General features: G+C 69.6%; 21 protein-coding genes and 1 pseudogene. 11 read left to right on the top strand and 11 right to left on the bottom strand.

The window, feature by feature from the left end:
* Window positions 1-47 precede the first annotated feature (47 nt).
* Window positions 48-644 (bottom strand): LuxR C-terminal-related transcriptional regulator, encoded by a 597-nt coding sequence (locus tag F1640_RS11620; RefSeq protein WP_124809693.1) that lies wholly within the window; start codon window positions 642-644, stop codon window positions 48-50.
* Window positions 645-725: 81 nt separating this feature from the next.
* Here F1640_RS11620 and F1640_RS11615 point away from each other — a divergent pair, with 81 nt between their 5' ends.
* Complete coding sequence (locus F1640_RS11615; protein ID WP_194919300.1) at window positions 726-1,412, top strand: peptidylprolyl isomerase; 687 nt, start codon at window positions 726-728, stop codon at window positions 1,410-1,412.
* A 190-nt stretch (window positions 1,413-1,602) separates the two neighbouring features.
* Here the strand turns inward: F1640_RS11615 and F1640_RS11610 are convergent, their stop codons facing one another.
* The 6 genes and pseudogenes from F1640_RS11610 to F1640_RS11585 all read right to left on the bottom strand — a co-directional run bounded on the left by F1640_RS11610 (window position 1,603) and on the right by F1640_RS11585 (window position 8,676).
* On the bottom strand, window positions 1,603-2,616 hold the full coding sequence (locus tag F1640_RS11610; RefSeq protein ID WP_255530522.1) for an aminotransferase class I/II-fold pyridoxal phosphate-dependent enzyme: 1,014 nt from the start codon (window positions 2,614-2,616) through the stop codon (window positions 1,603-1,605).
* Between the two features lie 372 nt (window positions 2,617-2,988).
* A pseudogene (locus F1640_RS11605) lies at window positions 2,989-4,227 on the bottom strand (adenosylmethionine--8-amino-7-oxononanoate transaminase); the annotation flags it as partial.
* On the bottom strand, window positions 4,224-4,844 hold the full coding sequence (gene bioD, locus F1640_RS25275; RefSeq protein ID WP_194919298.1) for a dethiobiotin synthase: 621 nt from the start codon (window positions 4,842-4,844) through the stop codon (window positions 4,224-4,226). The gene bioD and the pseudogene F1640_RS11605, both read right to left, overlap by 4 nt.
* The gene (locus F1640_RS11595; RefSeq protein WP_124809687.1) at window positions 4,841-6,016 is read right to left on the bottom strand and encodes an 8-amino-7-oxononanoate synthase; all 1,176 of its coding nucleotides are present in this window, start codon (window positions 6,014-6,016) and stop codon (window positions 4,841-4,843) included. Before F1640_RS11595 ends, bioD begins: the two co-directional genes overlap by 4 nt.
* 13 nt (window positions 6,017-6,029) lie before the next feature.
* Window positions 6,030-7,085, bottom strand: coding sequence for a biotin synthase BioB (gene bioB / locus F1640_RS11590; protein WP_194919295.1), 1,056 nt, complete (start codon window positions 7,083-7,085; stop codon window positions 6,030-6,032).
* Between the two features lie 106 nt (window positions 7,086-7,191).
* Window positions 7,192-8,676: a phosphomannomutase gene (locus tag F1640_RS11585; protein ID WP_194919293.1), complete on the bottom strand. Its 1,485-nt coding sequence runs from the start codon at window positions 8,674-8,676 to the stop codon at window positions 7,192-7,194.
* A gap of 266 nt (window positions 8,677-8,942) precedes the next feature.
* Between F1640_RS11585 and F1640_RS11580 the strand changes: the two genes are divergently transcribed.
* The 6 genes from F1640_RS11580 to fdhD all read left to right on the top strand — a co-directional run bounded on the left by F1640_RS11580 (window position 8,943) and on the right by fdhD (window position 15,418).
* Entirely contained in the window at window positions 8,943-9,356 is a 414-nt protein-coding gene (locus F1640_RS11580; RefSeq protein WP_124809684.1) for an NAD(P)H-dependent oxidoreductase subunit E, read from the top strand.
* Window positions 9,353-10,906, top strand: a complete 1,554-nt coding sequence (locus tag F1640_RS11575; RefSeq protein ID WP_194919291.1) for an NADH-ubiquinone oxidoreductase-F iron-sulfur binding region domain-containing protein — start codon at window positions 9,353-9,355, stop codon at window positions 10,904-10,906. The genes F1640_RS11580 and F1640_RS11575 overlap by 4 nt, the downstream gene beginning before the upstream one ends.
* A gap of 124 nt (window positions 10,907-11,030) precedes the next feature.
* Complete coding sequence (locus F1640_RS11570) at window positions 11,031-11,564, top strand: molybdenum cofactor guanylyltransferase (RefSeq protein WP_194919288.1); 534 nt, start codon at window positions 11,031-11,033, stop codon at window positions 11,562-11,564.
* Window positions 11,554-14,406 carry a formate dehydrogenase subunit alpha gene (fdhF, locus tag F1640_RS11565; protein WP_194919286.1) on the top strand — a complete coding sequence of 951 codons (2,853 nt, stop codon included), beginning with the start codon at window positions 11,554-11,556 and terminating at the stop codon, window positions 14,404-14,406. Before F1640_RS11570 ends, fdhF begins: the two co-directional genes overlap by 11 nt.
* Window positions 14,403-14,630: a formate dehydrogenase subunit delta gene (locus F1640_RS11560; RefSeq protein WP_255530352.1), complete on the top strand. Its 228-nt coding sequence runs from the start codon at window positions 14,403-14,405 to the stop codon at window positions 14,628-14,630. Before fdhF ends, F1640_RS11560 begins: the two co-directional genes overlap by 4 nt.
* Complete coding sequence (gene fdhD / locus F1640_RS11555; RefSeq protein ID WP_194919284.1) at window positions 14,630-15,418, top strand: formate dehydrogenase accessory sulfurtransferase FdhD; 789 nt, start codon at window positions 14,630-14,632, stop codon at window positions 15,416-15,418. The genes F1640_RS11560 and fdhD overlap by 1 nt, the downstream gene beginning before the upstream one ends.
* 27 nt (window positions 15,419-15,445) lie before the next feature.
* On the opposite strand, the gene F1640_RS11550 is transcribed toward fdhD, so the two are convergent.
* Window positions 15,446-15,787 carry a response regulator gene (locus F1640_RS11550; RefSeq protein ID WP_158453931.1) on the bottom strand — a complete coding sequence of 114 codons (342 nt, stop codon included), beginning with the start codon at window positions 15,785-15,787 and terminating at the stop codon, window positions 15,446-15,448.
* 114 nt (window positions 15,788-15,901) lie between these two features.
* Between F1640_RS11550 and F1640_RS11545 the strand changes: the two genes are divergently transcribed.
* Together F1640_RS11545 and F1640_RS11540 are read left to right on the top strand one after the other, a co-directional pair.
* On the top strand, window positions 15,902-16,675 hold the full coding sequence (locus tag F1640_RS11545; protein ID WP_223806648.1) for a TonB family protein: 774 nt from the start codon (window positions 15,902-15,904) through the stop codon (window positions 16,673-16,675).
* Window positions 16,676-16,769: 94 nt separating this feature from the next.
* Window positions 16,770-17,213 carry a DUF2721 domain-containing protein gene (locus tag F1640_RS11540; protein WP_124809678.1) on the top strand — a complete coding sequence of 148 codons (444 nt, stop codon included), beginning with the start codon at window positions 16,770-16,772 and terminating at the stop codon, window positions 17,211-17,213.
* A gap of 31 nt (window positions 17,214-17,244) precedes the next feature.
* On the opposite strand, the gene F1640_RS11535 is transcribed toward F1640_RS11540, so the two are convergent.
* Genes F1640_RS11535 through F1640_RS11525 form a run of 3 tightly spaced genes read right to left on the bottom strand, consistent with a single transcriptional unit; the run spans window position 17,245 to window position 19,561 of the window.
* Complete coding sequence (locus F1640_RS11535) at window positions 17,245-17,550, bottom strand: polyhydroxyalkanoic acid system family protein (protein ID WP_124809677.1); 306 nt, start codon at window positions 17,548-17,550, stop codon at window positions 17,245-17,247.
* Window positions 17,550-18,344: a hypothetical protein gene (locus F1640_RS11530; protein WP_194919282.1), complete on the bottom strand. Its 795-nt coding sequence runs from the start codon at window positions 18,342-18,344 to the stop codon at window positions 17,550-17,552. The genes F1640_RS11535 and F1640_RS11530 overlap by 1 nt, the downstream gene beginning before the upstream one ends.
* An 11-nt stretch (window positions 18,345-18,355) precedes the next feature.
* Window positions 18,356-19,561, bottom strand: coding sequence for a toxic anion resistance protein (locus F1640_RS11525; protein ID WP_124809675.1), 1,206 nt, complete (start codon window positions 19,559-19,561; stop codon window positions 18,356-18,358).
* Window positions 19,562-19,732: 171 nt separating this feature from the next.
* On the opposite strand from F1640_RS11525, the gene F1640_RS11520 reads away from it, so the two are divergent.
* Both F1640_RS11520 and F1640_RS11515 read left to right on the top strand, forming a co-directional pair.
* Window positions 19,733-21,340 carry a SulP family inorganic anion transporter gene (locus F1640_RS11520; protein ID WP_194921394.1) on the top strand — a complete coding sequence of 536 codons (1,608 nt, stop codon included), beginning with the start codon at window positions 19,733-19,735 and terminating at the stop codon, window positions 21,338-21,340.
* 2 nt (window positions 21,341-21,342) lie between these two features.
* Window positions 21,343-21,966, top strand: coding sequence for a ParB-like protein (locus tag F1640_RS11515; protein ID WP_206694670.1), 624 nt, complete (start codon window positions 21,343-21,345; stop codon window positions 21,964-21,966).
* The last annotated feature ends 67 nt before the right edge of the window (window positions 21,967-22,033 follow it).

Here is a 22,033-nt window from a genome sequence, read left to right as displayed (position 1 = left end):
GACGAGGGAGGGCGATGTGCTCCCGCTCCAGGCGACGCGGGCGCCGCCTAGTACCCCGCCTCCACCGCCACGCGGATGGCGTCGGCGCTGGTCTTCACGCCCAGCGCGCGGAACATGGCGGCGCGGTGCATCTTGATCGTGCGTTCCGACAGGCCAAGGTCCCACGCGATCTGCTTGTTGAGCTTGCCCCGCGCCATTTCCAGCAGGATTTCGCGCTGGCGATCGGTCAGCGCGTCGATCCGCTGGCGCGCGGCGGTGAGGGCAACCTCGCGCGGAGCGGCTTTCGCGCCATCGTCCGGCACTTCCATCTGCGAGCCGAGGAAGTATTCGACCTCGCCATCCGCGTTGAAGATCGGCGCGATCATCACGGCGTTGCGGAACGGCGTGCCGTCCTTGCGGTAGTTGCGGATTTCCACGAGCGCGGGCTGACGGGCGACGACCGCCGCGCGCAGCGTGTCGGTCAGCTCCACTTCCGTTCCCGCGCCGCGCAGGAACCGGCAATTGCGGCCGATGATCTCCTCGCGCGCATAGCCCGTCAGGCGGATGAACGCCGCGTTGCAGGAAACGATCGGGTTGTCCGGCTGGCGTGGATCGGTCAGCACCGCGGCGGTCGCACTGTTTTCTATCATCGCGTCTGGCACCATGCGTCCACCCTAGCGCCAGACGGGCGGTGCAGGCAACGGGGAGACTGGCGTCGCTGCCCGCCATGGCGTTAGGTTCGGTTCATGAACCGCCGATTCGTGCTTGCCGCCCTGCCCGTGTTCCTCGCGCTTACCGCCGCCGCGCCGCACCGCGCCAGGGCGCCCGCGCGCCCGGCCCGCCCGCCGGCGGAAATCCCGCTGGCCGATACGGTGCGCGTGGCGATCAACACCGAACTCGGCGCGATCGTGCTCGATCTGGATGGCAAGCACGCGCCCGTCACCACCGCCAATTTCCTGCGCTATGTCGATCAGAAGCGGTTCGATGGCGTGGTGTTCTACCGCGCGATGCACCTTGCCTGGGGTGAACAGCCCAACGGGCTGATCCAGGCCGGCGTGCGCGGCGATCCCAAGCGCGTGCTGAAGCCGATCGCGCACGAGCCGACGAACGTTACCGGCATCCTGCACAAGGCCGGCGCGATCTCCATGGCGCGCGGCGCGCCGGGCACGGCGACGGGCGATTTCTCGATCATGCTTTCCGACATCGCCGGGCTGGACGCCGATCCCGCCTCCGCCAACCCCGAAGCGCAGGCGGGCTATGCCGCGTTCGGCAACGTCGTTTCGGGCATGGACGTGGTGCGCAAGATCTGGGATGCGCCGCTCTCGCAAACGCTGGGCGAAGGCGCGATGCGCGGGCAGATGCTGGAAAAGCCGGTGAAGATCCTCACCGTGCGGCGCGTGCCCCTGCCGGCGCCGGCGATCCCGGCGCAGTAGGCTACCCCCAATCCCCACACCCGCTCGTCCTGAGCCTGTCGAAGGACGCGCGATACGGTTGGATATAGGTGGCTTACAGCGCGAGGGCCAGCGCCGCGCGAGTCCTTCGACAAGCTCAGGACGAGCGGGGTTTTGCGTGCTCACGGCCCGCAGCGGACACCTCCGCAACCGCCAAACCTATCCACCCACCCTACGCCTTCAGCCCCATAACCTTCGCAAAGGCCGTCTTGAACGCGGCCATTTCCGCCGGCGTGCCGAAGCTGATCCGCATCCAGTCGGGCATGTGCTTGCGCGATCCCGAGGTGAACACGCGCTCGCGCGCCAGTGCCGCCTGCACTTCCTCGCCCGGCCGGCCGACGTGGAGCATGGCGAAGCTGGTTTCCGACGGCAGGGTGCGGATGCCGCGTTCCTTCAGCCAGGCGAACACGTCGTTGCGCACGGCGGCGGTATAGGCCTTGCGCGCGGGGACCAGCGCGGGATCGAGCAGGCTCGCTTCCGCCGCGACCACGGCAGGCATCGGCGGGATGTTCACGCCATAGTCCATCAGCCGGTCGAGCAGATCGCGCCGCGCGGCGACGAGGCCCAGGCGCAGACCGGCGAGGCCGTAGATCTTCGAGAACGTGCGCAGCACCAGCACGTCCGCGCCCTTGGCCACCAGATCGAGGCACGACTGGGCGCTATCGCTGTAATGGATATAGGCCTCGTCGATCAGCAGCAGCGATCCGGCGGGCTTGTGGGCCAGCAGCCATTCGATATCCGCGCGCGGAGTGACGAGGCCGGTGGGGTTGTTGGGATTGCAGATGTAGAACAGCCCGGCATCGGGGGCGGCGGCCAGCAGCGCGCGCACATCGAGCGCGAAATCGCCGGCCAGCGGCACGGTGACGGCGCGCGTCACCGGCTGGCCATTGGCGCCGTAGAACCCGTCCGAAAAGGTCGGCTCGGCATAGGCGATCGGCCGGTCTTTGCTGGAAAACGCCAGCATCGCGTTGCGCAGCGGCGCGAACGATCCGGGGTGGATGGCAATATTCTCAGCCTTGAGCCCGTTCTGCGCGGCGAACAGCGTGGCCAGCCGCGCGGACAGCGGAAAGCCATAGCGCCCGCCCAGCTTTTCCAGCCCGGCCAGCGCCCGCAACGCGCTTTCGCCGGGGCCGAGCGGGTTCTCGTTGGCGTTGATGAACACGCCGTCGGTCAGCGAGGCGATCATCCCCGCCGGGTCCTGCGGCGGCAGCGGCATCGCCGGTTGCGCCCGCGCGGGGGCAAGGTGCGCCGAAAGCGGCAGCGCGGCCGCCGCGCCCAGCGCGCCGCGCATCAGCATCCGGCGCGAAACGGTGCCTGCAAGATCGTCGGTCATGGCTTTCCCCTGTGCCCCCGTGGCTCGAGCCGCCAGAGTGCCGTGTGCGGCGCACAATGCAATGGCCTTCTTGGCGGCGGCACGCGCGGCGCACGGATTGCCCACCTCCGACCCCTCCCGCGAGCGGGAGGGGAGCGAGACTTGCCGGCCCACAGGCCGGCTTAGCCGCAGCGGGGTGGGCCTGCCTCGCTCGGCGGCGCCGAACCGTTCAGCCCGCAGCACCACCGCCACCGCGTCGGCGATCGCATTGTGGACCCGCGTCAGGTCTTCGGCGGAGATGCAGTAGGGCGGCATCACGTAGATCGTGTTGCCCAGCGGGCGCAGCAGCACGCCGGCTTCGCGGAACAGCGCCATCAGGCGCGGCGCCAGTGCGGAGAGATAGCCGCCGGCGGGGTCTTCCACGTCCAGCGCGATGATCGTGCCGCAGCGGCGCGGGTTGCGAATGCCGGACAGCACGGCCAGCCGGTCCAGCCCCGCCTGCTGGCGCGCGCCCAGCGTGGCGATGCGCTCCAGCACCGGCTCCTCGCGCCAGATCGCCAGATTGGCGCGCGCGGCGGCGCAGGCGATCGGGTTGGCGGTATAGCTCGACGAATGGTAGAACGTCTTCGCACGGTCGGTGGACCAGTGCGCCTGGAAGATCGGCTCGCGCGCCAGCGTCACCGCCAGCGGCATCGATCCGCCGGTCAGGCCCTTGGCGAGGCACAGGATGTCGGGCACCACGCCCGCCTGTTCGCAGGCCAGCAGCGTGCCGGTGCGGCCCCAGCCGGTCATCACCTCGTCGGCGATGAACAGCACGCCTTGGCGGCGGCAGACATCGGCCATCGCCGTCAGCACGCCCGCGCCGTACATCATCATGCCCCCGGCGCCGAGCACCAGCGGTTCGACGATGAAGGCGGCCGGCCTTTCGCGGCAGGCGGCTTCCAGCGCTTCGACCGTGTTCGCCCCGTCGCCCACCGGGAACGGAATGCGGCCCACGTCGAACAGCAGCGGATCGTAAGGCGCGTTATAGACCCCGCGCTCCCCCACCGACATCGCGCCGATGGTGTCGCCGTGGTAGCTGTGCTCCATTACCAGGATGCGGTGGCGCGGTTCGCCACTGTGCGCCCAGAAGCCCAGCGCCATCTTCAGCGCGACTTCGACCGAGGTGGAGCCGCTGTCGGAAAAGAACACGCGGGTCAGTTCGGGCGGCAGGATTTCGGTGAGGCCCCGCGCCACGTCTTCGGCCGGATCGTGCGTCCAGCCGGCGAAGATCAGCTGGTCGATCTGCCCCGCCTGATCGCGGATCGCCTCGACGATGCGCGGGTGGCAGTGGCCGTGCGTGGTCACCCACCAGCTCGATACCGCGTCGATCACGCGGCGGCCCTCGGCGGTATAAAGCGCCGCGCCTTCCGCGCGGGTGACGCGGGTGACCGGTTGGCCCAGCCCGTGTTGCCAGAACGGATGCCAGACGGGCGATTCGCTCACCGGAAGTCCTCGATGCGGAAATGCGTGGCGAAGGCCGCGCCCACCGTCTGCGCCGTCAGTTCGGCCAGGCGCGGCAGCCGCCCCAGCCGCCGCACTTGCCCCATCGCCGCGATCGTCGCCTCGCTGTCCTCGTTGCCATCGCCCACGAAGGCCACGCCCAGCACCGGCACGCCCCGCCCGCGCAGCACCTCGATCGTCATCAGGCTGTGGTTGATCGTGCCCAGCTCCGTCCGCGCGACGATCACCGTCGGCAGGTTCCACCACGCGAACACATCGGCATAAGTCGTGCCGCGCGTGACTGGCACCAGCGCGCCGCCCGCGCCCTCGATCACCAGCGGGTCCACGGCGGGCACCGCCAGCCGCGCGGGATCGATCACCACCCCGTCGATCTCGGCCGCGCGGTGGGGGGAACAGGGCGTGGTCAGGCGATAGGCTTCGGGCAGCACCCGGTCGGCGGGCAGCCCCCCCAGCCGGGCCACGTGATCGCGGTCGGCGCCATCCTCCAGGCCGGACTGCACCGGCTTCCAGTAATGCGCGCCCAGCGCCCCGGCGAGCGCGGCGGAAAACACCGTCTTGCCGATGCCGGTATCGGTGCCGGTGACGACGATGCGGGTCATGCCAGCACGCGTCCTAGTGTCTGCGCGAGCGCGTCGATGTCCGCGCAGGTGACGTTGAGCGTCAGCGAGATGCGCAGGCGGCTGGTGCCCTGCGGCACGGTGGGCGGGCGGATGCCGCGCACGTCGAAGCCGGCCTGCTGCAAGGCTTCCGCCACGCGCATGGTCCGCGCATCCTCGTGCAGGATCAGCGGCAGGATCTGCGATCCGGTGGGTTCCACGCCGAACGGCGCCAGCGCGCGCTCGGCATGGCGGACCAGCGCGGTCAGGTCGTCGCGCCGGCGCGGTTCGTCCGCCAGCATCCGGATCGCCTCGCGCACGGCGGCGCAGACCAGCGGCGATGGCGCGGTGGAGAAGATGAAGGCGCGGCCCCGGTTGACCAGGAATTCGCGCACGATCCGCGGTCCCAGCACCAGCGCGCCCTCGCAGCCCATGGCCTTGCCGCAAGTGCGCAGCACGATCGTATCGGGCCGGCCTTCGAGATGGGCGGCCAGGCCGCGCCCGTCGGGGCCGAACACGCCGGTGGCGTGGGCCTCGTCAATGAACATGATCGCCTCGTGCCGCCGCGCCACCGCGGCGAAGGCATCGACCGGGGCGATATCGCCGTCCATCGAATAGAGCGTTTCGAAGGCGAGCCAGATGCGCCCGGTGTGGCCCCGCGCGCGCCATTCGCGCGCCGCGTCGTCGAACGCCTGCGGATCGTTGTGCGCCGCCGCCACGGCCGTCGCGCGCGTCAGCCGCAGGCCTTCGTGCATCGAGGCGTGGACCAGTTCGTCATGGACGATCAGATCGCCGCGCTGGGGCAGCGTGGACAGCAGCGCGGCGTTGGCGGCATAGCCGGCGGAGAAGAACAGCGCGGCTTCGCTGCCGAAGAAGGCGGCGGCTTCGGCCTCCAGCGCCTCGTGCTCGGGATCGTTGCCGCGCAGCAGGCGCGATCCGCCCGATCCCAGCGGCACCCCGCGCGCGACGGCGCGTTCCACCGCCTGCGCCAGGCGTGGCGCGCGCGCCATGCCGAGGTAATCGTTCGAGGCGAAGTCCACGCCCCGGCGCGGCGCCAGCGCGCGCAGCCGGGCGCGTTCGCCCAGCGCGGCAAGGTCCGCCGAATGCACGCGCCACAGCGACGCCGCGCTCAACGTGCCGCCGCCCTCCGCATCGATCCTGGCTTCCCTCTCCATCCCGCGCTCCGGTTCAGGCGGCGCAGGCTCCGGCGCAGGAGCGCTCGGCTTTGGCGGCGCGGGCCGGTTCCTCACCTTCCATCGGCTTCAGGCCCAGCCGCGCGAACAGCGCCGCGTCGGCATCGTCGCCGGCGTTGGCGGCGGTCAGCAGGCGATCGCCGGTGAAGATAGAATTGGCCCCGGCCAGGAAGCACAGCGCCTGCGTCGCGTCGGACATGCTTTCGCGCCCGGCGGACAGGCGCACCATGCTCAGCGGCATGGTGATCCGCGCCACCGCCACGGTGCGCACGAACTCGATGTCGTCGATCTTGGCCAGCGGCGTATCGGCCAGCATGTCGCCCAGCACGGTGCCCTTGATCGGCACCAGCGCGTTCACCGGCACGCTTTCCGGATGCGCGGGCAGCGTGGCCAGCGCGTGGATGAAGCCCACGCGGTCGGCGCGGGTCTCGCCCATGCCCACGATACCGCCCGAACAGACGTTGATCCCGGCGTTGCGCACGTTCGCCAGCGTATCGATACGGTCGGCGAAAGTGCGGGTGGTGGTGATCTCCTCGTACCGTTCGGGCGAGGTATCGATGTTGTGGTTGTAGTAATCGAGGCCGGCGTCCGCCAGCTGCGCGGTCTGCGCCGGGGTGAGCATCCCCAGCGTCATGCAGGTTTCCATGCCCATCTGGCGCACGCCCTTGATCATCTCGATGATCGCCGGCATGTCGCGGTCCTTGGGGTTGCGCCAGGCCGCGCCCATGCAGAAGCGCTGCGATCCCGCATCCTTGGCCTGCGCCGCCGATTGCAGCACGGCCTGCACGTCCATCAACTTGGTCGCCTTCACGCCGCTTTCGGCGGAGGCCGATTGCGAGCAGTAGCCGCAGTCCTCGGGGCATCCGCCAGTCTTGATCGACAGCAGCGTGCAGAGCTGCACCTCGTCCGCCCGGTGGTGCGCCCGGTGCGCTTCCGCCGCGCGGAACAGCAGTTCGGTGAACGGCAGGTCGAACAGCGCCGCGATCTCCTCGCGCGTCCAGTCGGTGCGCGGTGCCGGCCGGGTTGCGGGGCGAATGGCGGTGTCCTGCATACTGCGGTTCCCTTACGCGATTGATTCCCGCGCCCTTAACCCAAAAGCGGCCGGGGTGCCCTCAAAAAAAGCGGGGCGTTGTCCAGCGTGGAAAGCGCGCGGATTTTCAGGCGCCTGCCGGCGCTCCTGTCGTCTCCCAGGGTCGCCGTTCGAGCAGGAGCGCCAGCGCGGCGCGGTTGAGCGCCGTAGCCTCGGCCTCGCTGTCGGCCTCGGTATAGCAGCGCAGTTCCGGCGCGTTGCCCGAAGGGCGCAGGTGGATCACCGCGCCGCCGGTAAAGGTCATGCGGAACCCGTCGGTCCGGTCGATCGTGGCGATCGGTCCGGCAATGGGGCCGAACAGGGCTTCGGCCCGCGCCTTCTGCGCGGCATCGTCGCCCGCGGTCAGCATGGCGATCAGCGCCTTACTGTGTTCGACCGGGAAGTCCTGCAACCGGTCCGAATAAGTCACGCGCGGCGGCAGGGTGGCAAGCAGGTCGGTCAGCGTGCCCGGCCGCGCCGCGTGGATCACCGCCAGCATCGGCAGCACCGCATCGCGCGTGGGCAGCGCGGTCAGCGTTGCGCCGTCTTTCGCGATGGCATCGCCCAGCAGGAATCCGCCGTTCGCCTCGTACCCGCAGACGCGTGTGCCGCCGTCCGCGCGCGCCTGGTTCATCGCCGCGATCACATAGGGCGATCCGATGCGCGTGCGCAGCGTGTGGGCGAAGCTGCCCGACCGTTCCAGCACGGTGTTGCTGCTGACGGGGGTGACCACGCGGTCCGCCCCCAGCGCCCGCGCGCAGAGCACGCCCAGCACGTCGCCGCGCAGCCAGGTGCCGGTATGGTCGGCCAGCAGCGGCCGGTCCGAATCGCCGTCGGTGGACACGATCGCGTCGAGCGGCTGTTCGGCGGCCCAGGCCTTCGCCAGCGCGATATCCTCGGGGCGCACGGCCTCGGTATCGACCGGGATGAAGCTGTCGGCGCGGCCCAGCGGCACGGCTTCCGCGCCCAGCGCCTCGACGATCCGGGTCACGATATCGCGCCCCACGGCGGAATGCTGATAGACCCCGATGCGCAGGCCGGCGAGCGCGTCGGCGCCGAAGAAATCGCGATAACGCGCGAGATAGGCGGTCTCGACATCGACCGGCTCCGGCAGCGGCGCGGGCACGGCGAGCATCCCCTCGTCGGTGAACTTGCCATCGGGCAGCGTCACCGCCTGCTCCTTCATCCCGGCCTCGTCGTCCTTCAGCACTTCGCCGGCGGGGCGGTAGAACTTGATGCCGTTGCGGTCGGCCGGGATGTGGCTGCCCGTCACCATCAGCGAGGGGATGCCCTCGGCAAAGGCGTGGAGCGCCAGCGCGGGCGTCGGCACATAGCCGCAAAACACCGGCTCCGCCCCCAGATCGCGCACCGCTTCGGCGCAGGCGGCCAGGATGCGCGGCGTGCTGGGGCGCAGGTCGCCCGCCAGCGCCACTTGCGTGCCGGGCGCGAATTCGCCCAGCCCGGCCAGATAGAGCAGGAAGCCCTGGGTATAGCCGTAGCAGACCCGGTCGGTCATCGCGGAGACCAGCCCGCGCGCGCCGCTGGTGCCGAAGGCGACGCCCGATTGCGTCATGAGATCCTGGACGGAAGGAGATGCTGGCTGGTTCATCGTGCCCTGATACTGGAAAGAAGGACTTGCGGCAGGTCCGCATGGACCGGCTTGCCGGCTATCGCAATGCCGCAGACCGGTTACCATTTCGAAATGGCTCGAAGATCGTATCGTTCCGATCGGCTGTGCAAAATGGCGAAAATCGCGCTAAGGCGACCGCCAGCGAGCGACACGCTTGCCCCCATTTGTATGTGTTGCATACAATAACGCCGCGCATTAGGGTAGGACGTATGGAGAGGTTCGCAGAGATCATCGCGGCGCACGCGGGGCGTGAGGGGGCGTTGCTGCCGATACTGCACGATGTGCAGGCGGCGTTCGGGCACGTTCCGGAAGAAGCGGAGCGCGCGATTGCGGCGGCGCTGAACCTGAGCCGCGCCGAGGTGCACGGGGTGGTGAGCTTCTATCATGATTTCCATGCCGAGGCGGATGCGCGGCCGGTGCTGAAGCTGTGCCGGGCCGAGGCCTGCCAGGCGCGCGGTGTGGAAGCGCTGGCGGCGGCGCTGCCCGAGCAGAACCGCGTGAAGGTCGAAACGGTCTATTGCCTGGGCCTGTGCAGCGTGGGGCCGAACGCGATGGTGGGCGACAAGGTCCACGCGCGGCTCGATGGCGCGAAGCTCGCCGCGCTGGTGGAGTCGCTGGCATGACGGTTACGGTCCGCATTTCCGATGACGCGCTGGCGCTGGCCTGCGGGGCCGACGAGGTCGCCGCCGCGTTCGCGAAGGCCGGCTGCACCGTCGAACGGGTGTCGAGCTGGGGCATGCACTGGCTGGAGCCGCTCGCCGAGATCGACGGGGAAGGCTTCGGCCCGTTGACGGTGGACGACGTGCCGGCCGTGCTCACAGGCACCAGCCCGCTGGGGATCGGACCGATCGCCGACCATCCCTTCATCGCCCGCCAGCAGCGCTTCACCTTCGCGCGCGCCGGCAAGACCCGGCCGCTGAACCTGGGCGACTACGCCGCCAGCGGCGGCTGGGCGGGCCTGCGCAAGGCGCACGACATCGGCGCCGAGGCGACCATCGCCGAAGTCACCGCATCGGGCCTGCGCGGGCGCGGCGGCGCGGGCTTTCCGGCGGGGATCAAGTGGACCACCGTGGCCAAGGCGAAGGCGGCGCAGAAGTACGTGGTCTGCAACGCCGACGAGGGCGACAGCGCGACCTTTGCCGACCGCATGGTGATGGAAGGCGATCCCTTCATGCTGATCGAGGGCATGGCGATCGCCGCCTATGCCGTCGGCGCGACGAAGGGCTACGTCTATATCCGCAGCGAATATCCGCACGCCATCGCCAAGATGGAAGCGGCGGTGCGCGCCTGCGCGCATATTATCGCGCCCTTCGTGCTGGAAGTGCGCACGGGCGCCGGCGCCTATGTCTGCGGCGAGGAGACCTCGCTGCTCAACAGCCTGGAAGGCAAGCGCGGCGAAGTGCGCGCCAAGCCGCCGCTGCCCGCGCTGGAAGGGCTGTTCGGCAAGCCGACCGTGGTCAACAACGTGCTGACGCTGGCGGCGGTGCCATGGATCCTGGCGCACGGCGGCACGGCCTATGCGGCGGTCGGCTTCGGCCGGTCGAAAGGCACGATGCCGATCCAGCTGGCCGGCAATGTGAAGCACGGCGGCCTGTTCGAAGTGGGCTTCGGCATCACCCTGGGCGAACTGGTCAACGCTGTCGGCGGCGGCACCGCCAGCGGCCGGCCGGTGCGCGCGGTGCAGGTGGGTGGCCCGCTGGGCGCCTATCACCCGCCTTCGGATTTCCACCTGCCGTTCGATTACGAAAGCTTCGCCGCCGCCGACGGGCTGATCGGCCACGCCGGCCTGACCGTGTTCGACGACACGGCGGACATGAGCGCGCAGGCCCGCTTCGCCATGGCGTTCTGCGCGGCGGAAAGCTGCGGCAAGTGCACGCCCTGCCGCATCGGCAGCACGCGCGGCGTGGAACTGATCGACCGCATCCGCGCCCGCGCCCCGCGCACCGCCGACGCGGTGGAACGGCTGCCCCAGACGCACAACGCGCGCAAGGGCACCCGCACGCTGGCCGAGGAGATCACTCTGCTCGAAGACCTGTGCGAAACGATGAAGTTCGGCTCGCTCTGCGCGCTGGGCGGGTTCACGCCCTATCCCGTGCTGTCCGCGCTACGGCACTGGCCGGAAGACTTTGGAGCGGATTTTGGGGCGGCGGTTCCGGCGGACGCTGCGGAATGAGCGGCGACGTCGCGCGCGCCCTTCGACAGGCTCAGGGCGAACGGGTTTGGGGTATAATTTCATTCCCAACTCCACTCATGCTGAGCTTGTCGAAGCATGCGCGCCAACCCCGGTCTCGCACGCCATGATCCTGGGCGCCGTCCTGGCCGGCGGGCAGTCCTCGCGCTTCGGCAGCGACAAGGCGCTGGCCGAACTCGATGGCCGCACCCTGCTGGCCCGCGCGGTGGAAGCGCTGCAGGCGCAGTGCGACGCGGTGGTGGTGGTGGGGCGCGAGGATGCCCCGGTGCCGACCCTGCCCGACCGCCCGCGCCCCGGCATGGGGCCGCTCGGCGGGATCGCGGCGGCGCTGCACCACGCGGCGGAGGCGGGCTACGACGCCGTGCTGACCTGCCCGGTCGATGCGGTGGGGCTGGCCGGCACCGTGGCCGCCGATCTTGCTCCTTCGCCCGCCTATTGCGCGGACCAGCCGGTGATCGGACTGTGGCCGGTCAGCGCCCGCGCGCCGCTCGATGCGATGCTGGCGGGCACCGGCACGCATTCGATGCGCGCCTTTGCCGGGCGGATCGGCGCGCGGGCCGTGCAACTCCCTGTCCTTCCTGCTAATATCAATACACCGGCGGACCTCGAGTCCGCGGAGAGGCGATCCCATGAGTTATGAGCGTCAGGCCGATTTCGGCACCCCGGAAGTCCGTTCCGACACGCAGGTCACCTGCACCATAGACGGGCGCGCGGTCACGGTTCCCGCCGGCACCACCGTGATGCGCGCGGCGGCGCTGACCGGCGGCGCGATTCCCAAGCTCTGCGCCACCGACAACGTCAAGCAGTTCGGTTCGTGCCGGATGTGCCTGGTGGAGATCGACGGGATACGCGGCACGCCCGCCTCGTGCACCACGCCCGTGGCCGAGGGGATGGCCGTCCACACCCAGACGCCGCGCCTGCAGAAGCTGCGCAAGGGGGTGATGGAACTTTATATTTCCGACCACCCGCTCGATTGCCTGACCTGCAGCGCCAACAACGATTGCGAGTTGCAGGATACCGCCGCGCAAGTCGGCCTGCGCGACGTGCGCTATGGCTATGCGGGCGAGAACCACCTCGACCAGCCGGCCGATACCTCGAACCCCTATTTCGATTTCGATCCGTCGAAGTGCATCGTCTGTTCACGCTGCGTGCGCGCGTGCGAGGAAGTGCAGGGCACGTTCGCGCTGACCATCGACGGGCGCGGCTTCGGCTCGAAAGTCTCGGCCGGCCTCGCCTCGGACAGCTTCCTCTCGTCCGAATGCGTCTCGTGCGGGGCCTGCGTCCAGGCCTGCCCCACCGCCACCCTGCAGGAAAAGGCGGTGAAGGAGATCGGCAAGCCGGAACGCGCCGTCGTCACTACCTGCGCCTATTGCGGGGTGGGCTGCACCTTCCGCGCCGAGATGCGCGGCGAACAGCTCGTGCGCATGGTGCCGTGGAAGGACGGCAAGGCCAACCGCGGCCACTCCTGCGTCAAAGGCCGCTTCGCCTGGGGCTATGCCCAGCACCAGGACCGCATTCTCAAGCCGATGATCCGCTCCAGCATCGACGAACCCTGGCGGGAAGTGAGCTGGGAAGAGGCGCTGTGCCACACCGCGCGCGAACTGAAGCGGATTGCGGAAAAGTACGGCCGGCAGGCGCTGGGCGGCATCACTTCCAGCCGCTGCACCAACGAGGAGACGTTCCTCGTCCAGAAGCTGATCCGCGCCGGCTTCGGCAACAACAACGTCGATACCTGCGCGCGCGTCTGCCATTCGCCCACCGGCTACGGCCTGAAGACCACGTTCGGCACCTCGGCCGGCACGCAGGACTTCGATTCGGTCGAGGATTCGGACGTGATCCTGGTGATCGGCGCCAACCCCACCGACGGGCACCCCGTGTTCGGCAGCCGCATGAAAAAGCGGCTGCGCCAGGGCGCGAAGCTGATCGTGATCGATCCGCGCCGCACTGATCTGGTGCGCAGCCCCCATGTCGCGGCGGACTACCACCTGCCGCTGCGCCCCGGCACCAACGTGGCCGTGCTGACCGCGCTGGCTCACGTGATCGTCACCGAAGGCCTCGCTGACGAAGCCTTCGTGCGCGAACGCTGCGATTGGGACGAATACCGCCACTGGGCCGATTTCGTGTCCGACGCGCGGCACAGCCCCGAATTCCTCGAACCCGTCACCGGCGTTCCCGCCGAAGCCTTGCGCGGCGCGGCGCGGCTTTTCGCCACGGGCGGCAACGGGGCCATTTATTACGGCCTGGGCGTGACCGAGCATTCGCAGGGTTCGTCCACCGTCATGGCCATCGCCAACCTCGCCATGGCGACGGGCAACATCGGCCGTCGCGGCGTGGGCGTGAACCCACTGCGCGGGCAGAACAACGTGCAGGGTGCCTGCGACATGGGCAGCTTCCCGCACGAACTGTCCGGCTATCGCCATGTCTCCGATGCCGGCGCACGCGCGCTGTTCGAGGCCGAATGGGGCGTGAAGATCGATCCCGAACCGGGCCTGCGCATCCCCAACATGCTCGATGCCGCCACCGACGGCGTGTTCAAGGCGCTCTATATCCAGGGCGAGGACATCCTCCAGTCGGACCCGGACACGAAGCACGTGTCCGCCGGCCTCGCCGCGATGGAATGCGTGATCGTCCACGACCTGTTCCTCAACGAGACCGCCAACTACGCCCACGTGTTCCTGCCGGGATCGAGCTTCCTCGAAAAGAACGGCACCTTCACCAACGCCGAACGCCGCATCCAGCCGGTGCGCAAGGTGATGGAACCCCTTAACGGATACGAGGACTGGCAGGTCACGCAGGAACTGGCGCGCGCGATCGGGCTGGACTGGAACTACACCCACCCGTCCGAGATCATGGACGAGATCGCGCGGCTGACTCCCACGTTCTCCGGCGTGAACTATGCCCGGCTCGATGCCGAGGGATCGCTGCAATGGCCGGTCAACGCCGCCGCGCCCGATGGATCGCCGATCATGCACGTCGATGGCTTCGTGCGCGGCAAGGGCAAGTTCGTGGTGACCGACTACGTGCCCACCGACGAGCGCACCGGCCCGCGCTTTCCGCTGCTGCTGACCACCGGCCGCATCCTCTCGCACTACAACGTCGGCGCGCAGACGCGGCGCACCGCCAACGTCGCCTGGCATCCCGAGGACCTCTTGGAAATGCACCCGACCGACGCCGAGAACCGGGGCGTCAAGTCGGGCGACTGGGTCCGCCTTGCCAGCCGCGCGGGCGAGACTACGCTGCGCGTGACGGTGACCGACCGCGTCGCGCCCGGCGTTGTCTATACCACGTTCCACCACCCGGCGACGCAGGCCAACGTCGTCACCACCGACTATTCCGACTGGGCCACCAACTGCCCCGAATACAAGGTGACCGCGGTGCAGGTCACCCCCAGCAACGGCCCCACCGACTGGCAGGAGGGCTACGAGGAGCTGACCCGCCGCTCGCGCCGGATCGAGGGCGGCGCGATGGAGGCTGCCGAATGAGCAGCCACACGCCGGAAAAGCTCGCCTACATGGTCAACCAGATCGCCCGCAACCTCGCGCTCGATCCCGATCCCGTCGGCATGGTGGCGCAGCACATCCAGGACTTCTGGACGCCGCGCATGAAGCACATGGCCTTCGCCCTTGATGGCGCGGAGCTGGACCCGGTCGCCCGCGAAGCGCTCGCCCGGCTGGCCGGGCAGTACGCCGCCGCCGCCGCGTCCTGATGTCCAGCCCGGACGGCGCACGCGCGTTTCCGTTTCGCGAACATTTCGCCGATGGTCGGCCGCCGCGCGCCATCGAGCGCGCGCTGGCGGTGGAAGCGCCGGTCGCGATCGAGATCAACGGCATCGGCTATGCGGTGATGATGGCCACGCCCACCGATCTGGAAGACTATGCGCTGGGCTTCTGCCTGTCCGAACAGCTCATTGCTTCGCCGGACGAGTTCGAGTCGGCGGACGCGCACGCCATCGACGGTGGCGGCTGGATGCTGCGCGTGCAGATCGCGCCGACCCGCGCCGCACCTCTGCTCGATCGCGCACGGCTGCGGCTGGCCGAGGGCAGTTGCGGCCTGTGCGGGATCGAAAGCCTGGAACAGGTGCTGCGCCCGCTGCCGCAGGTTACGGCCCGGCTCGACGTGGCGGACACGGCGCTGTTCGCCGCGCTGGCCGCGCTGCCGGACCATCAGCCGCTGGGCCAGGCGACGCGCGCCGCCCACGCCGCCGCGTTCTGCGCGCCCGATGGCACGATCCTGGCCGCACGCGAGGATGTCGGCCGCCACAACGCCTTCGACAAGCTGATCGGCGCGCTGGCGCGCCAGGGGCTATCCCCCGCCACGGGCTTCGTCGTGCTGACCGCGCGGTGCAGCTATGAACTGGTGCAGAAGGCGGTGATCGCCAATGTTCCGCTGCTGGTCACCGTCTCGGCCGCATCGACCATGGCGGCGGAGCGCGCCGCGTCGCACGGGCTGCGGCTGTACAGCCTTGCGCGCGGAGACAGCCTGCTCGAATCCTGACCGGCCACATCCTGGCCGGCCGCCTCTTCAGGCCATGCGCGCCAGCGCGTCTTCCAGAGCCGCCATCGAAACCGGCTTGGACAGCAGCGGCGCATCGGGCGCGCCCGTGCCGGCATCCAGCGTGGCATGGCCGCTGAGATAGCAGAACGGAATGCCGGCGTCGCGCAACTGCAGCGCGACGGGAACCGAATTGCCGTCGCTGCCCAGCGAGAAGTCCAGCAGCGCCGCCTCCACCGGGTTGTTCGTCAGCAGCCTCAGCGCGTGTTCGGCGCTGGCGGCCGGCCCGACCACCTGATGCCCCAGATCGATCAGGCTTTCTTCCAGCATCATGGCGAGCAACGGCTCATCTTCGACCACCAGCACGCGCATGTCTGTTCCCCTGGCGGTCGTCGCCGCGTCCCCGTTCAGGAGGGATACTGCATTGCGATGAAAACGGATACAATCCCATTGGGTGACTAACATATGAGGGTCCACAGCATTAACATGAGTCCGCCCGCAACCCCGCCGACGGCCTCGGCCCCTTCCGCTCCGGCCCGTTTCGACACGGCACCGGGGCTGGATGGCCGGGCGCGGCTGGGCGTGGCTCTGGGCGTGGCCGTGCTGCACGCGGTGGCGATCTGGGCGGTGGTGCGGGCGTTCGGCGGCCTTCCCGCCGTGCTGCGCGAGGCGGGGCTCGAATCTGTCGTGGCCGCTTACGACGTTCCTCTCGACAACCCGCCACCATCGGCGACCGCCACGACCACCGAGCCCGAAGGGGCGGAAGGGGCATCGGGCCGCAAGGCGAAACCGCGCGAGATCGTGGCCGCCCCCGCCAGAATCCCCAACACGGCGCCGCCGGCCGCGCCGGCCGCGTCGACGGGCAACGATACCCGCTCCGGCGCCACCGCGGCGGGCGCTGGCACCGGCGGGGGAACGGCGGGCGGCGGCACGGGCAGCGGTGGCAACGGCGACGGCGCGGGCGGGCGCTTTGTGGCGCAGAAGGCGGTCAAGATCGCCGGTGACATCACCTCCACGCGCGATTACCCCGCCGCCTCGCGCGCCAGCCGGCTGGGCACCAGCGTGATCGTCGCGCTGGTCGTCGGAACCGATGGCCGGGTGAAAGGCTGCACGGTGCGCAAGCGCAGCGGCGATCCCGAGGCGGATGGCATCACCTGCCGCCTTGCCATCGACCGCTTCCGGTTCCGCCCGGCGCTGGACCAGAATGGCGATCCGCTGGAATCGGTCTACGGCTGGGAGCAGCGCTTCTTCGCGCCCTGATCCCCGGATTATCCCGGCGCCGGGCGGGGCGGGGGCCCGGTAATTCGTATCCCCACCCCTTGCGGCGCGGCGCGCTTGCCGCGAAACTGGGTCCATGATCGCCCAGACCATCCAGCTCGCGCTCGCCCCGGTCTTCGTGCTGGTGGCGATCGGCAACATCATGAACATCCTGACCACGCGGCTGGGCCGGATCGTCGACCGTTCGCGCGCGCTGCAGAAGCTGCACGCCGAAACGCACGGGGCGGAGCACGATCGCGTCGTGGTGGAACTGCGCTATGTCGACCGGCGCATCCAGCTGATCGGCCACGCCCTGCTGCTGCTGGTCTGCTCGGGGCTGGCCATCGGGGTCACGGTCGGCACGCTGTTCATCGGCGATATCAACGGGTTCGAGCTGCGCCACGTTACCAGCGTCACGTTCTTCCTTGCCATCGCCCTGCTGATGGTGGCGCTGATCTACCTGCTGCTCGAAACCCGGCTGGTGGCGCAGACGCTGCGGCTGCCGCAGGAACTGCTGGAACTGGAACGCCGCGATCTGTGAGCGGCCATGACGCGGCCTGATCGCGGTCTTTCTACGCCAGCAGCTTCTCGCCCTTTTCGCGGATCACGCCCTCGATCATCCGCCGCGCGAAGCCGAGGCCATCGGGCATGGTCACGTCGATCACCAGTTCCGCCTCTTCCAGCGTGACCGCGCAGGGGACGGTGAAGCCCATGGCCGAGACGTCCATCGCCAGATGGTCCTCGTCGCGCCAGGCCATGTCGACCGAGGCCAGGCTGCCCAGCAGATCGCTGGCCTTGGCCGAAGCCTTGCCGGCCTTTTCCTGCATCCGGCGCCGCACTTCGTCCTTGCCGAGCGAATGGGGAATGGCGACGCGCATCAGGTGTTCTCCGGCGGGGCGGCGGGGGTAACAGGCGCGGCCAATTGGGGCGACGCATCGGCCTCTCCCAGCCCTTCGCCATAGCGGTAGTCAAGGTAGCGCCCCCGCACGGCCAGATCGTCGATGTCGCCGGCGGCCAGCTTGCGCGTGATCTCGTCGATCTCGCGGCTGATCTTGCCCAGACCATCGGCCAGCTGCTGATCGGCGTTGCGCCCGCCGCGTTCCTCCCGCTTCAGGTGCGCGGGAATGCGGCGATAGCTTTCGACCATGCCCGGCAGGTGTTCGCCCACCAGCTTGCGCACTTCGGCGACGGCGGGTTCGGCCGGGTCGATCCCTTCCAGTTGCACCCCCAGCCCGTCCAGCTGCACGCCGATCTGGTCGACAAGCAGCACGGCCGGCGCGGGCAGGGCCGGGCGCTGCGCTTCCAGCCACAATTCGGTGCGCCCCACCATGGATCGGACGTTGCCGGTGTTCAGCGCGGCGAGATCGGGCACTTTCAGGCGCGGATAGCGGCCGAAGAAGAACAGCGCCGCCGCGATCGTCAGCACCATCAGCATCAGGCCGGTCACGCCGATCCCGTCGATGGCCAGGCCCACGCCCATCGCCGCGACCAGGATCACGCCCACCGCCATGGCCATGCGCGCCGCCTTGCGCGCGACATGCTGGCGCTTCATCTCGGCCGAACGCTGCCCGATCGAGCGCCCGCCCACGCGCCGCCCGCCGGCCTGCTGGCGGACTAGCGAAGCCCGTGCTTCGGTCAGAATGCGCTGACTGTCATGCGATTCGCCGGCCATCGTCCGGTCCATCAGCCTTCAAGGCTCAGCAGCGGCGAGGTTTCGGGGCCGGCGAGCTTGGCCTGCGAAGCGCCTTCGGCCCGCGCGATATAGCCCTTGGATTTCTCGACCTCGCCCGAAAGCGTCGTCACCGTCTGCTTCATCGCGTCGAGCGCTTTCAGCTTGAACGTGTCGATGGTGTCCATCGTGTCGTAGATGTTCTGGAACGCACGCTGCAGCGTTTCCAGCGGGATCGTGCTGGAGGCCGCCATCTCGTGAATCTTGCCGGTCTGTTCGCGCAGCAGCTTGCCGGTGGAATCGATGATGTTGGCGGTCGTCGTGTTCAGCGCGGTGATCTGCTGCAGCACCAGCCGCTGGTTGGTCATCGCCTGCGCCACGGTGACGGCGGTGCGCAGCGCGGCGACCGTGGTGGTGCTGGCGCGGTCGACGCCCTTGACCAGTTCGACGTTGTTCTTCTTGACCAGATCGAGCGCGAGATAGCCCTGCACCGTCACCGCCATCTGTGTCAGCAAGTCCTGCGTGCGCTGGCGGGTATAGAACAGCGCGGATTCGCGGATCGCCTTGGCCTTGGCCGGATCGGTCGCGTCGAGGTCGTTGGCGGCGTCCTCCAGCTTCTGGTCGAGCGTCTTCGAGATGTGGATCATCTGCTCCAGGTTGCCCATGGCTTCCCACAGCTTCTGCCGCTCCACGTCGATCGCGGCATTGTCCATCAGCAGCTCGTCCTTGCCCGAGGCGAGCCGGTCGAGGATCGACTTGATGTGCCCCTGCGCCGAGGTGTAGCCGTCGAAGTAGTTCTTCAGCTTGTTGCCGAACGGGATGATGCCAAGGAACTTGCGCGGCGAGGAGAGATTGCCCTGCCGGCCCGGATCGAGGTCCTCCACCGTCCGGCGCAACTGGGCGAGATCGGCGCCGACGCCGCTGTCCTTGTCCATCGCCCGAATCGGCCGGTCGAGAAAGCGGTTCGACATGCCCGCGGCCGCCACGATTTCCTTGCGGCCCATGTTGGTAAGCTGATCCACCCGCTTGCCGAATTCGGGGCTGGCCGCGTCCTGCGCGACCAGATCGGCGACGAAGGCATCGACCTTGGCTTCCAGCTTGCCGCGGTTCTCGTCGGACACGGGCACCAGGCCCGCCGCCTGCGCGGGCGCGACGACCGGCACCGGATCGGGCGGGGTCAGGGTGATCGGGCTGATGGTTTCGGTGGGTGTCGTGGCCATGGTCGTTTCGCTCGTTGAGGGCGGTTATGCCACGATAGATGGGGAAAGCCGTTCCGTCACGCAAGCTGTATTATGCAAATAACACAGCCTCACCGGCTGCGAAGCCGTATCGACCTTGCGCCCGAACGGGCGTAGCGATGAAGCGCACCGGGGGCCAAGGAGGGAACAGCGATCAGGTTCGATCCGAAAGACCTTGTCGCCGGGCTGGCCGTGGCGGGGCTGATGATTCCCGAAGGCGTGGCCTATGCCGGCATCGCCGGGCTGGACCCGGCGCGGGCGCTGGCCGCCGGAATCGCCGGCGGGTTCGCCTATGCGCTGGTCGGGCGCAGCCGCTTCGCGATCGTTTCGCCCACGTCCTCGTCCGCCGCGATCCTGGCCGCCGCGCTGGCCAGCCTGCCGGGCGATGCCGCGACGCGCGCGGTGCTGGCGACGGTGCTGGTAGGCATGACCGGGCTGATCTTCCTGGGCGCGGCGCTGTTCCGGCTGGGCAGCCTGTCCGCCTTCGTCTCGCGCGCGGTGCTGCGCGGCTTCGCCTTCGGCCTCGCCATCACCATCGTCATCCGGCAATTGCCCAAGCTGCTGGGCATCGCCGGTATCGCGGCGGACAACATCGCGGCCATGGCGGCGGAGATCGCGGGCGGGCTGCGCCGGGCCAATCCCGCCAGCGCCTTGATCGGCCTGGCCGCGCTGACGCTGCTGGTCCTGGTGCGGGCGCGCTGGCCGCGCGTGCCGGTGACGCTGGCGGTGCTGGCGGCGGGCATTCTCGTCAGCGTGGGGCTGGACCTCTCGGCGCACGGCGTCGCGCTGGCGGGCACGATCCGGCTGAGCGCGCCCGCCTTCGACGTGCCCGTGCTGGCGCCGGGCGACTGGGCGCGGATGGCGCAGCTGGCGGTCCCGATCGCGCTGATCCTCTTCGCCGAAAGCTGGGGCACGATCCGCACCATGGCCCTGCGCCACGGCGATGCGATCGAATCAAACCGCGAACTCGTCGCGCTGGGGGTGGCCAACATGGCCTCGGCGCTGGTGCGCGGGATGCCCGTGGGCGCGGGCTTTTCCGCCGGCGCGGCGAGCGAGGCGGCGGGCGCGCACTCGCGCCTCACCGCGCTGACGGCGGCGCTGGCGGTGCTGCTGCTGGCGCTGTTCGCCACCGGCCTGATCGCGGCGATTCCCGAACCGGTGCTGGCCGCCGTGGTCATCGCCGCGCTGGCCCACGCGCTGTCGCCGGGGCCGCTCGTGCGCCTGTTCCGGCTGGACCGCGACCAGTGGATCGCGGTGGGCGCGGCGCTGGGCGTGCTGACGCTGGGCGTGCTCAACGGGATGCTGGCGGCGGTGGCGCTCTCGGTCGCCGCGCTGCTCCACACGTATGCGCGCCCGCGCATCAGCGCGCTGGGGCGCGTGGGTGACGGGCACGATTTCGTCGACATGCGCCAGCACGCCGATGCGCGCGGCCTGCCCGGCGTGGGCATCTACCGCCCCAACGCGCCGCTGTTCTTCGCCAACGCCGAAGGTGCGCTGGCGGAAGTGGCGCGGATGGCCGCGCGCGACGGCGCCCATACCGTCGTACTCAGCCTGGAACAAAGCGCCGACCTCGACAGCACCGCGGTCGAGGCGCTGGGTGAATTCGTGGGCGCCGAGGGCAAGGCGGGCCGCCGCGTGATCCTCGCCCGGCTGCACGATCGCGCCCGCGCCGTGCTGACGGCCAGCGGGCTGGACGGCGTGGCCGCCACGGGTACGTTCAGCGTCGCCGATGCGGTGGCGCAAGCAATGCGGGAGCAATGACGATGGCGATGGCCCAGAGGATAGAGCCGCTGCTGCATCCGGTCGAACTGCGGCGGCTGCGGCCCACGCAGATGACGGTCGGCTTCATCGAGGTCGAACGCAAGCAGCACGCCTGGCGGCGGCAGGTGGCGGAAGCGGGCGGCGAATACCTGGGCCGGCACATGATCCCGGTGGTGATCGGGCCGAAGCAGGTGCCGTGGCTGATCGATCACCATCACCTGGCGCTCGCGCTGCTGCGCGAAGGGGTGGAGCACGTGCTGGTCAGCGTCGTCGCCAAGCTCGATCACCTCCCGCGCGACCGGTTCCTGACCTTCCTCGACAACCGCAACTGGCTGCATCCCTATGACGCCAAGGGGCAGCGGCAGCCGCTGAAGGCCCTGCCCAAGCGGCTCGACGATCTGGCCGACGACCCTTACCGCTCGCTGGCCGGCGAAGTCCGCCGCGCCGGCGGCTACGCCAAGTCGCCCACGCCCTATGCCGAATTCCTCTGGGCCGATTTCCTGCGCGGCCGCGTGTCGACCAGGCAGATCGCCCGCCACTACCCCCGCGCTCTGGCCAAGGCGCTGGACGCGGTGCGCGCGCACGAGGCGGCGTATTTACCTGGGTTCGCGGGGGTGGAGGAATAGGAACGTATCGCTTGCAGACCCGGAGCGCGGAAAGCCCTCCCCGCTGCGGCTAACACCGCGTGCGGCG

The sequence above is a fragment of the Novosphingobium sp. NBM11 genome, assembly GCF_015390225.1.
Classification (GTDB): domain Bacteria; phylum Pseudomonadota; class Alphaproteobacteria; order Sphingomonadales; family Sphingomonadaceae; genus Novosphingobium.
The sequence above is the reverse complement of the archived record's forward strand: the minus strand, read 5'-3'. Positions and strand labels throughout refer to the sequence as shown.

Bases quoted from the DNA above. Each gene is read 5' to 3' on its own strand.
- F1640_RS11560 (WP_255530352.1), top strand. From the start codon at position 14,403: ATGAGCAGCCACACGCCGGAAAAGCTCGCCTACATGGTCAACCAGATC.
- bioD (WP_194919298.1), bottom strand. From the start codon at position 4,844: ATGACCCGCATCGTCGTCACCGGCACCGATACCGGCATCGGCAAGACG.
- F1640_RS11515 (WP_206694670.1), top strand. From the start codon at position 21,343: ATGGCGATGGCCCAGAGGATAGAGCCGCTGCTGCATCCGGTCGAACTG.
- F1640_RS11610 (WP_255530522.1), bottom strand. From the start codon at position 2,616: ATGATCGCCTCGCTGACCGACGGCGTGTTCATCAACGCCAACGAGAAC.
- F1640_RS11540 (WP_124809678.1), top strand. From the start codon at position 16,770: ATGATCGCCCAGACCATCCAGCTCGCGCTCGCCCCGGTCTTCGTGCTG.
- F1640_RS11580 (WP_124809684.1), top strand. From the start codon at position 8,943: ATGGAGAGGTTCGCAGAGATCATCGCGGCGCACGCGGGGCGTGAGGGG.
- F1640_RS11615 (WP_194919300.1), top strand. From the start codon at position 726: ATGAACCGCCGATTCGTGCTTGCCGCCCTGCCCGTGTTCCTCGCGCTT.
- bioB (WP_194919295.1), bottom strand. From the start codon at position 7,085: ATGCAGGACACCGCCATTCGCCCCGCAACCCGGCCGGCACCGCGCACC.
- F1640_RS11525 (WP_124809675.1), bottom strand. From the start codon at position 19,561: ATGGCCACGACACCCACCGAAACCATCAGCCCGATCACCCTGACCCCG.
- F1640_RS11545 (WP_223806648.1), top strand. From the start codon at position 15,902: ATGAGTCCGCCCGCAACCCCGCCGACGGCCTCGGCCCCTTCCGCTCCG.
- F1640_RS11585 (WP_194919293.1), bottom strand. From the start codon at position 8,676: ATGACGCAATCGGGCGTCGCCTTCGGCACCAGCGGCGCGCGCGGGCTG.
- F1640_RS11570 (WP_194919288.1), top strand. From the start codon at position 11,031: ATGATCCTGGGCGCCGTCCTGGCCGGCGGGCAGTCCTCGCGCTTCGGC.
- F1640_RS11550 (WP_158453931.1), bottom strand. From the start codon at position 15,787: ATGCGCGTGCTGGTGGTCGAAGATGAGCCGTTGCTCGCCATGATGCTG.
- F1640_RS11530 (WP_194919282.1), bottom strand. From the start codon at position 18,344: ATGGCCGGCGAATCGCATGACAGTCAGCGCATTCTGACCGAAGCACGG.
- fdhF (WP_194919286.1), top strand. From the start codon at position 11,554: ATGAGTTATGAGCGTCAGGCCGATTTCGGCACCCCGGAAGTCCGTTCC.
- F1640_RS11535 (WP_124809677.1), bottom strand. From the start codon at position 17,550: ATGCGCGTCGCCATTCCCCATTCGCTCGGCAAGGACGAAGTGCGGCGC.
- F1640_RS11595 (WP_124809687.1), bottom strand. From the start codon at position 6,016: ATGGAGAGGGAAGCCAGGATCGATGCGGAGGGCGGCGGCACGTTGAGC.
- F1640_RS11575 (WP_194919291.1), top strand. From the start codon at position 9,353: ATGACGGTTACGGTCCGCATTTCCGATGACGCGCTGGCGCTGGCCTGC.
- F1640_RS11620 (WP_124809693.1), bottom strand. From the start codon at position 644: ATGGTGCCAGACGCGATGATAGAAAACAGTGCGACCGCCGCGGTGCTG.
- fdhD (WP_194919284.1), top strand. From the start codon at position 14,630: ATGTCCAGCCCGGACGGCGCACGCGCGTTTCCGTTTCGCGAACATTTC.